Source organism: Nostoc sp. 2RC, assembly GCF_014222165.1.
GTDB classification, from domain to species: Bacteria; Cyanobacteriota; Cyanobacteriia; order Cyanobacteriales; family Nostocaceae; genus Nostoc; species Nostoc linckia.
In genome coordinates, this window is sequence record NZ_JACKZU010000331.1 from 1 (window position 1) to 9,468 (window position 9,468).

Consider the following 9,468-nt stretch of genomic DNA (forward strand, 5'->3'; position numbering starts at 1 on the left):
TCCCTATCCCCTCATCTCCCCATCTCCCCATCTCCCCATCCCGCAACTAACATGGAGTTTTTCATCAAAAAAATTGTATCGCCAAGGTAAATATGGAACGCGCTATTTCTGCGTTGGGAATTTTAATTTTTATCGCCATATCCTATGCCTTTTCTGTAAATCGTCAGGCGGTGCGGTGGCGAATAGTTGCTTGGGGTTTGGGATTAGAGTTTGTATTTGGCTTGGTGATTTTGAAAACTCCTTGGGGCTTGAATGCGTTTAAATCTCTAGGAGATATTGTCAGTCAATTTTTGGCATTTTCTGATGTTGGAGCCAAATTTGTCTTTGGAGAAAATTTTAAGGATCATTTCTTTGCCTTCCAAGTGTTGCCGACAATTATCTTTTTCTCTGCCTTTATTAGTGTCTTATATCACTACGGTATTTTACAGCGAGTGGTCAGCCTAATGGCGTGGGTAATGATGAAGACAATGAAAACATCGGGTTCTGAATCTTTATCCTGTGCCAGTAACATCTTTTTGGGGCCAACAGAGTCAGCGCTGGTGGTGAAACCTTACATAGCTGATATGACGCAATCAGAACTCCATGCCCTGATGACTACTGGTTTTGCCACAATTGCAGGTGGAGTATTAGGAGCGTACATTTCCTTTGGGGTACAAACAGAACACCTAATCGCGGCTTTTTTTATGACTGCTCCCACGTCGTTGGTGGTATCAAAATTGCTCTACCCAGAAACAGAGGTATCAACAACTGCTGGTAAAGTCAAGGTGGATGTAAAAACTAATTATATAAATGTTATTGATGCAGCTAGTAGCGGAGCCATTGACGGCGTTAAGCTAGCAGTGAATGTGGGGGTAATGATTATTGCTTTTTTGGGATTATTAGCTGCTGTGAATGCCTTGCTGGGATGGTTAGGGGGATTGTTTGGTTTACAGCAACTTTCATTACAGCGAATTTTGTCTTATTTTATGGCTCCCATAGCATTTTTGATGGGTGTACCTTGGGCTGATTGTCAAGAAGTGGGCGCACTATTGGGTACAAAGACTATTTTGAATGAATTTATTGCTTTTTTAGATTTAAAGGCATTAATTGAAAGCGGTAAAATTTCTCAACGTTCGGTAATAATCGCGACTTATGCATTATGTAACTTTGCCAATATTGGTTCAATTGGCATTACCATCGGTGGTATTACTGGTATAGCACCGAATCGCCAACACGATTTAGCTCGTATGGGTGTCAGGGCAATGATTGGCGGATTATTGGCGGGTTTTATCACCGCTTGTATTGCTGGGATGTTGATTTGAATATAACGATTACATGAAATATAAAGTGCGATCGCTTCCAAAGGTCAGGGAACTCTAAAAAATAAATTATTTCCCTCACTTATCCCACAAATACTTTACCCCACCCCTCAATCCCCTCCCCTTGCAAGGGGAGGGGAGGTTTTGCGCTAGCAAAGCCGGGGTGGGGTGCAATGGCTGTGGGAATCATAACTAATTATGCGGACATAGTATCAGTCGTCAGAATACAGGAAAGGTATTTTGTAAGACTGGCGGATAGCGCAGCGTAAAGCCTGGGGCATGGCAACTCTTAGAGACGCTACCCGTAGCTTGCTTAAGAGCAGAGGTACGCTTAAAACGACGCAGGAGCGTCAAGATTGCTGAATTCTGTTAACGGTAGCGGGGCGTTTAGCCCATTCTGAATCCTGTATTCTGAATTCTGTATTCTTCTTCAATTGGAAGTCCTTTATTTGACCCCAACTAAGTCAGTAATCGCTTCTACCAGTTTTTTCGCTTTAACTGGTTTAGAAATATGCCTTTGAAAACCAACTCTTAACGCTTGCTGGTAGTCAAATTCTCCAGCATAGGCGGTCAGGGCGATCGCTGGAATCTTTCCTCCTTGTTCGGGTGGCAGGGTTCTGACCTGCTGCATCAACATGTATCCATCAATATCTGGCATACCAATGTCGCTTAACAGTAGGTCTGGCTGAAATTCGCCAAAAGTGATTAGTGCCTCACTCGCTGAGGTAACTGCTGTTACACTTGCTCCGTATTCCTCTAGTAAACAGGTAGTAAATTCTCGCGTATCTGTATCATCTTCTACCACTAAAATCTTGATACCCTTTAAATCTAAAGATTGCTCAGGTTGTTTACTATCTTGTTTTGTCAGAATTTGAGTAGGCATAACTGGTAATCTTACAATAAAGGTTGCTCCGTGATTAATGCCTTGGCTTTGAGCCTGGACACTCCCGCCATGCAGCTCGACTAAGTGACGAACTATTGCCAAACCTAACCCTAATCCACCAAACCTCCGAGTTGTGGTACTGTCCGCTTGGCGAAAATAGTCAAACACATAGGGAAGAAAATCTGGGTGGATGCCTTTACCTGTATCACTAACGGTGATTAAAGCTTGAGAATCAAGGCGTTCTAGCCGGATGTCTATGCGTCCTCCTACTTCGGTAAACTTAACTGCATTGGAAAGGAGATTCCAAATTACTTGCTGTAATCGACTAGGGTCTCCGAAAACTTGGACTATATTTGTGGAGACCATTGTCTGTATTTGAATTGATTTGGCTTGCGCCGCCAAGCGTACTATTTCTATTGCGGCTTGAATGGTCAATCCCAAATCCACAGGGCGAATATTCAGGTTGAGTTTGCCTCTCAAAATCCGAGAAATATCCAGCAAGTCATCAATTAATTCAGCTTGTAACTGGGCATTACGCTCAATTACCTCCAGTGCATGAGCCGTCTGAACCTCATCTAACTTTTTGCTTTGAAGTAACTGCGACCAACCGAGAATAGGATTCAAAGGTGAGCGGATTTCATGGGATAGCACAGCCAAAAATTCATCTTTGATGCGATTAGCGGCTTCTGCTTCTGAGCGTGCAGCTTGTTCTCGTTTGAGTAATTGTTCTCGCTCTTGTTCAGCTTGCTTGCGTTTGCTGATGTCAAGACAAAATGAAATTACTTCTTCTTGGTTATTATCAGCTTCTCGCAATAAAGTGCCACCGATTAAAATAGATATGGAACTACCATCTTTACGACAATATTCTTTTTCTTGGAGTGGAAATATTTTTGTAGCTTCTAGTTCTAGGAAAGAGTGTTCGCTTAATGCTAAATCTTCTGTGAGTGTGAGGTCTTGCCATCGCACTCGTCCCACTAAAATTTCTTCGCGTGAATAACCGAGCATTTTTAGAAATGCTTCGTTAGCTTCAATAATCTCTCCATTGCTATTGCTGACAAATACACCGATTATATTAGATTCAACTAAATGTCTAAACTTCGCCTCACTCACTTGTAACTGCTTTTCTCGTTTCTCTAGGCGTTGCTGAAAAATCCTTAATTGTCTATGCAAGCAACTCATAATAATAGCAATGATTAAAAACACACATAGATGCACTATGCTATCTATGCGGTAAGCAAACAATGTAAATAATGGCTCGATAAAAAAATAGTCTATCACTACAGTTGATAAAGCAGTGGCTAGTAGTCCTGCTTCCATTCCACCATACCAAGCACTAATCGCTACAGCCGCAAAAAAAAGCATAAACATCGTCGGTTTAAGTAGCGAACTTAGCAGTACTGACAGTAATAGTGAAATCGTAACTGTCAGTAATGCTATAATATAAGGTGCTAAACTCTGACGTATTTCTTTCAAAGAATTCAGATGAGATTTAAAGCGCATCACAGAACTTTCTCCAGCCTGAAAATCAAAAATCTAATCACCTACTATTTTCAAATAGGGGCTGAAATCTACTAAGTCTTAACATTATCTCTTATATTTATAAAAAGAGTATTACAGAACTGTGGCAAATACTTGACTATAGTTTGCAGCTGATAGCAATAGAAAAATTTGGATTATTTTCCAAGTCAATAGTTATACACTATATCTAAGCCAATCGACTTCTTGCAGAAATCGGGAAAGGGAAGGGGAAAGGGGGAAAGGTTTGGTATTTTCCCTTTACTCTTTAATCTTTAGTCAACAGTCAACAGTCAACAGTCAACAGTCAACAGTCAACAACCACTCCTATTGGTTATGCTTTTTTAGCACCCATTAACGTATGTTTGTGTTTCATAACCCCATCACTGTGCGATAATGGGTTTCAATTTGTGCCACAGTTTCCGATTTTCTTTTAGTCTCCCATTGACTGCGGGTAAATAATTCTTGGCGCAATTCGTCAACATTAATTGTTGTAAATTTACCATTATTAATAATTTGCTTGCCATTCACCCAAGCACTATTTACAACATTACTAGGACGCCCCAAAACTAATAAGCCAATGGGGTCTGTACGCGGTAATAATGATAAATTTGTGAGGTCATAAAGTACGAAATCTGCTTGTTTACCGACAGTTAAAGAGCCGAGTTTATCTGCAACATTCAATCCTTTTGCACCTCCTAAAGATGCCATTTCCACTGATTTTCTGGGTGTAATCCAATATTGATAATCTAAATCTGTAACATTATGTAAAATTGAACCAATTTTAATAGCTTCTAACAAATCTTGGGAGTCATTACTAGAGGCCCCATCACAACCAAAAGTGACATTGACTCCGGCTTGGCGATATTTCAAAATCGGGGCGATGCCACTGCCTAAGCGTAAATTACTTAAGGGATTATGAACGACTGTAGATTGAGTTTCGCTGAGAATAGCAATATCAGCGTCATTTAACCAAACACAATGGGCAAGAGAAGTTTTATCACTTAAATATCCAATTCGTTGCAAATGTTCTACAGCCGTACAACCATATTTTTCTTGGGCGAGTTTTTCCTGTGCCCTGGTTTCTAGTAAATGGGAATGACGACAAAGATTGTAGCGATCGCTTAATTCAATACACCCAACAAACAAATCATCAGTACATAATTGTATCCCTGTTGGTGCAACTAAAATACTCACACCTTCATCTGGGCGATGAAATCTTTTTACCGCCTCTTCAATAATTTCCAACGTTGCCGCAGTGGAGCGAAAATAAGGTTCATGATTTTGTGTAGACTCCCCAGATGGAATACCTGCGGTGAGAGATTGATCTTGAATTAAAGGCGCAATAAAAGCTCTAATTCCCACTTCTTTATAAGCGCGAATTGCAATAGCAATGGTTTCTAACTCTTGTCCGGGAATTAACACCAAGTGGTCTACTACACTCGTTCCACCGGAAAGTAAAGTTTCCACCGCCGTTCCCAATGCGCTGAGATAAACTTGTTCGATATCCAGAGGTGCAAAATCATAGAGTTCTGCCAACCATAATTCTAAGGGCAAAACCGACATGATTCCGCGTTGCCACATTTCCGAAGAGTGGGTATGGGCGTTAAAAAACCCAGGAAGCAGCAGCTTATGTTTACCATCTATAGCTGTACCGATGACTTCTAAATTCGCAGCGATGGCAGCGATTTTACCATCTACAACCTGTACATCAACTGTTACGTAATCATCATTAGTAGCAATTAAAACATTTTGGATAGTGAAACTTAACATATTTAACCTTGATTAAGAATAGTCTTCTGAACTAAGTTTCAAGTTACAAAATAGAAAATGGTATTGGCAATTGCAATTGTATGAATTTACCATTACGGATATTGGGGTTTCCACCAAATGCGTGGACAGTGAATGATGTTATTGCAGATATTACCCGTCCTCAAAAGACCCCACAACCCGTTATCTTAGCAACAGAAACAAAAACTCTGCGTCTAGACCTAGCAAAAGCCGCCATCCTCGTCATTGATATGCAAAATGACTTCTGTCACCCTGACGGTTGGTTAGCGCATATCGGCGTGGATGTCACCCCAGCCCGTAAGCCCATCGAACCTTTAAAAATTTTACTCCCAGAATTGCGTACTGCTGGTGTGCCGATAATTTGGGTGAATTGGGGGAATCGTCCCGACTTACTCAACATTAGTGCAGCTTCACTCCATGTCTACAACCCCACGGGCGATGGTGTGGGTTTGGGCGATCCCCTGCCCAAAAACGGTGCAAAAGTACTCATGGCAGGCAGTTGGGCGGCGGCGGTGGTGGACGAACTACAACCGCTAAAAGAAGATATTCGCATAGATAAATACCGTATGAGTGGTTTCTGGGATACCCCTTTAGATAGTATTTTGAAGAATCTGGGAAAAACTACACTATTCTTTGCTGGTGTTAACGCCGACCAATGCGTACTGACCACGTTGTGTGATGCTAACTTTTTAGGGTATGACTGCATATTAGTCAAAGACTGCACCGCCACAACATCACCTGAATATTGTTGGCTGGCGACATTGTACAACGTTAAACAATGCTTCGGTTTTGTCACAGATTCTCAAGGGATTTTAAAAGCGTTGACTGTTAACAGTTAACCGTCAACCGTCAACAATTAACACCAAAAGATGATTATTTTCCAAATCTCTGTCTGCAACTTCCAGAAAATTAATTCTGACAACTAAATATTCAATACTTGCATCTTTTGTCACCATCAATAAATTCGAGGGGATAAATAAATGTACGCTACCCGTTGTGTAATTCCTGTCATCAAATCTCCCAAAGATTACCAAGTGTATCGCATCAATCCTGACGACTCCAATCGCTTAGCGATTATTTTTGATTCCACCAATGCAAATACCTCCTTGACTTGTTGTCTAGAAATATTTGATGTGGGCGGACAAACACCACCAAACCGCCATCAGTGGGCAGTGGAAATGTTTTTTGTGATCAAAGGTGAAGCGATCGCCATGTGTGACGGTAAAATGGCTAAAATCAAATCCGGAGATAGTTTATTAGTACCTCCCACAGGTACGCACATGATTAAAAATACAGGTTCTACTCGCTTGTATACCCTAACTGTAATGGTTCCTAATGAAGACTTTTCGGAATTAATTCGCAGTGGAACACCTGTAGAGTTAGATGCAGAAGATATGGCAGTACTAGGGAGATTGGATGCTTTAATACCTTGTTGAAAAGAATTTGGGATTGGGTAGGGTGTGTTGACTGTTGACTGTTGACTGTTGACTGGAGTTAGGGAATTGTAAAAAATAAATTATTCCAGCTCAGGTCGTCAATCGTCAACCATCAACAATTAACAGACAACAAAAAATAGTAGGGTTGAAAATATATACCCTACTATTAAAGTTGTTAAACCTAATGGCGATTTTTGCAGAAGTTTTGCTGTGTGTAGGTGAAACTTCTGTGTATTTTTAACCTACCTTACTAATATAGGGACTTGTTAATTTATCCAACTGCTGAATCAACAGGCTGAGGAATAATCCCACGTCTGTGACTACACCCACTGATTCTACAGAACCGCGATCGCTCAATTTAGTCACCACAGCTGGGTTAATATCCACACATACCATTTTCACGCCCGCCGGAGTCATATTACCCACGCCAATGGAGTGCAGCATTGATGACAGCATTAAAATCATCTCTGCACCTTCTAGGTTTTTAGCATACTGTTCTTGGGCTTTAATCAAATCCATTTGGGTATCAGGTAAAGGCCCGTCATCCCGAATTGACCCGGCAAGCACAAAAGGCACGTTATTCTTAACGCACTCATACATGACGCCACTCTTAATTACCCCCGCTTCCACGGCTTTGGGAATGCTACCGTAACCGCGGATGGTATTAATTACCTTCAGGTGATGGCGGTGTCCGCCACGAACGGCCACACCCCGCTTCATGTCTACACCCAAGGAAGTACCCATCATATTTTGCTCGATGTCGTGGACAGCGATCGCATTGCCACCGAGTAGCGCTTGGACGTATCCTTGGCGAATTAGTTGTGCTAGGTGTTCGCCGCCACCAGTGTGAATCACTACTGGGCCAGCCGTGACAACTACTTTACCACCTGCATCACGTATTTTACGCAATTCCCAAGCGACTTGTTCCACGACTAATTCCACCCGGCGTTCGCTGGAAACTCCAGATGACATAAAGCTGAATTCGTTAGTGCTGCGTTGTTCCCGCGATTCTGTTTTGCGGATGGTGCGGATACCTAGCACGTCTGTGACTACTTGTTCGCCAATTGCTAAATCTCGTAAAATTTTACACCTAGCTTTGAAGCCGTTGGGTGTTTGAGTAATGGCGATCGCTCCATCCATCCGCTGATTTTCCACCTTCACCCACTGGCCATGAATTCGCACTTCGGTGGGATAAATTGTACTGACGTAGAAATCTTCAGGCGCTACGCCATTTTGAATTACAGGTTCTAATTTAGCGTCTCGCTCATCTTGGGGTAAGTCTACAGCACCCAAATCAATCAACCGTGAAATGATTTCTTCCATCACTTCATGGGATGGTGCTGATACCTTGACTTCGGCAGCTGAAGTACTTTGGCGTTGTTCTCCCAAATTAAAATTCAAAACTTGGAAACTTCCGCCAGCGTCTACAATCAAATCCAAAGCCCGGTTAATCAAACCAGCGTCTAACAAATGTCCTTCCATGCGAATGACACGGCTTTCCACCGAGACGTTGGCATGAAGTTCTTCTCTTACAGGTTCCGTCACCCGTAGGGTTAGGCATTTAGCCGCACCACCAGCTTTGAGAAATTCAGTCAGCGGTGTTTCTAGCACTTGGAAACCAACATCAGCAAGGCGCGACTTCAAAGCATCACTCGCCTTGTTCATAATCACGATGCTTTCTACATTCACCGCATTGCAAGCAAAGTTGACTGCATCAGCTTCGGCTATGGCGATTCGCTTTTCTGGTGCTACCCGCATTTCAATCAAGCGGTTGGAGTAGGAATCAAAAGCACCAGGATAGTAAAGCAAATAACCGTTTGCTAACGGACAAAAGCAAGTATCCAAATGATAGAAACGTTCGTCTATCAATCGTAGGGAGAGTACCTCAATATCCAACCATTTGGCGAGGTAAGGGTGAGAATCTAATTCAGAACGGAAACCATATCCCGCCCATAACCAGCGTCCTTCCCGATCTAGCAGTGCGTCTCCTGCTCCTTCAAATGGTAAATCTTTGGGAAGTTCATATACTGTGTAACCATTTGCCTCAAACCATTGTTTAAAGTAAGGTTCTTCTCCCTGACGTTCTTTGTGTAAAAAACGACTAAGGACGACATTTTCTCCCAGTACTAAACCAGCGTTGGCTGTAAAAACTAGATCTGGCCAACCTTTCTCTGGTGGTACTAAGTCTACAATGGCGTGTTGTTTAAGAATGTGGTGTAGTCCTTGCCACTGTTCTACGGCGCGATCGCGTGATGATTTGTGAATATTCCCTTCCATCCAGGGATTAATCACATAATCGACATCGTAGTGATCGGGAGGACACATCAAAAAGCGAATCCGGGAAGTCATAAAAATTTTACAAACGTATTTTGGACACAGATTTCTATTTTGGCAATTTTGTCAAATCTGCTACTAGAGCTTCTAACTTTTGATAGTTGAAGGTTTTACAGGGGCTTCGTTTTTAATTCTATTACTGGAAAATCCAAACGGAAGGTTAAGAAGAAAACAAGGTGACAAAATGGCGGGGAGGTGGGGAGATGGGGAG

The 9,468-nt window shown here is 42.1% G+C and carries 6 protein-coding genes; 3 read left to right on the top strand and 3 right to left on the bottom strand.

The features are described from left to right. Positions 1-92: 92 nt before the first annotated feature. Positions 93-1,301 (top strand): NupC/NupG family nucleoside CNT transporter, encoded by a 1,209-nt coding sequence (locus GNE10_RS27115; RefSeq protein ID WP_185568603.1) that lies wholly within the window; start codon positions 93-95, stop codon positions 1,299-1,301. Positions 1,302-1,743: 442 nt separating this feature from the next. On the opposite strand, the gene GNE10_RS27120 is transcribed toward GNE10_RS27115, so the two are convergent. Together GNE10_RS27120 and GNE10_RS27125 are read right to left on the bottom strand one after the other, a co-directional pair. Beyond that, on the bottom strand, positions 1,744-3,681 hold the full coding sequence (locus GNE10_RS27120; protein WP_260447055.1) for an ATP-binding protein: 1,938 nt from the start codon (positions 3,679-3,681) through the stop codon (positions 1,744-1,746). 387 nt (positions 3,682-4,068) lie between these two features. Continuing rightward, on the bottom strand, positions 4,069-5,469 hold the full coding sequence (locus GNE10_RS27125; protein ID WP_185568607.1) for an amidohydrolase: 1,401 nt from the start codon (positions 5,467-5,469) through the stop codon (positions 4,069-4,071). Positions 5,470-5,549: 80 nt separating this feature from the next. Here GNE10_RS27125 and GNE10_RS27130 point away from each other — a divergent pair, with 80 nt between their 5' ends. Continuing rightward, complete coding sequence (locus tag GNE10_RS27130) at positions 5,550-6,326, top strand: cysteine hydrolase family protein (protein ID WP_185568609.1); 777 nt, start codon at positions 5,550-5,552, stop codon at positions 6,324-6,326. 141 nt (positions 6,327-6,467) lie between these two features. Then, on the top strand, positions 6,468-6,923 hold the full coding sequence (locus GNE10_RS27135; RefSeq protein WP_099067376.1) for a cupin domain-containing protein: 456 nt from the start codon (positions 6,468-6,470) through the stop codon (positions 6,921-6,923). Between the two features lie 237 nt (positions 6,924-7,160). Here the strand turns inward: GNE10_RS27135 and GNE10_RS27140 are convergent, their stop codons facing one another. Continuing rightward, positions 7,161-9,272 (bottom strand): TIGR00300 family protein, encoded by a 2,112-nt coding sequence (locus tag GNE10_RS27140; RefSeq protein ID WP_099067373.1) that lies wholly within the window; start codon positions 9,270-9,272, stop codon positions 7,161-7,163. Between the last annotated feature and the right edge of the window lie 196 nt (positions 9,273-9,468).

Coding starts and splice junctions, on each gene's coding strand:
- GNE10_RS27115 (WP_185568603.1), top strand. CDS start 93: ATGGAACGCGCTATTTCTGCGTTGGGAATTTTAATTTTTATCGCCATA.
- GNE10_RS27140 (WP_099067373.1), bottom strand. CDS start 9,272: ATGACTTCCCGGATTCGCTTTTTGATGTGTCCTCCCGATCACTACGAT.
- GNE10_RS27125 (WP_185568607.1), bottom strand. CDS start 5,469: ATGTTAAGTTTCACTATCCAAAATGTTTTAATTGCTACTAATGATGAT.
- GNE10_RS27130 (WP_185568609.1), top strand. CDS start 5,550: ATGAATTTACCATTACGGATATTGGGGTTTCCACCAAATGCGTGGACA.
- GNE10_RS27135 (WP_099067376.1), top strand. CDS start 6,468: ATGTACGCTACCCGTTGTGTAATTCCTGTCATCAAATCTCCCAAAGAT.
- GNE10_RS27120 (WP_260447055.1), bottom strand. CDS start 3,681: ATGCGCTTTAAATCTCATCTGAATTCTTTGAAAGAAATACGTCAGAGT.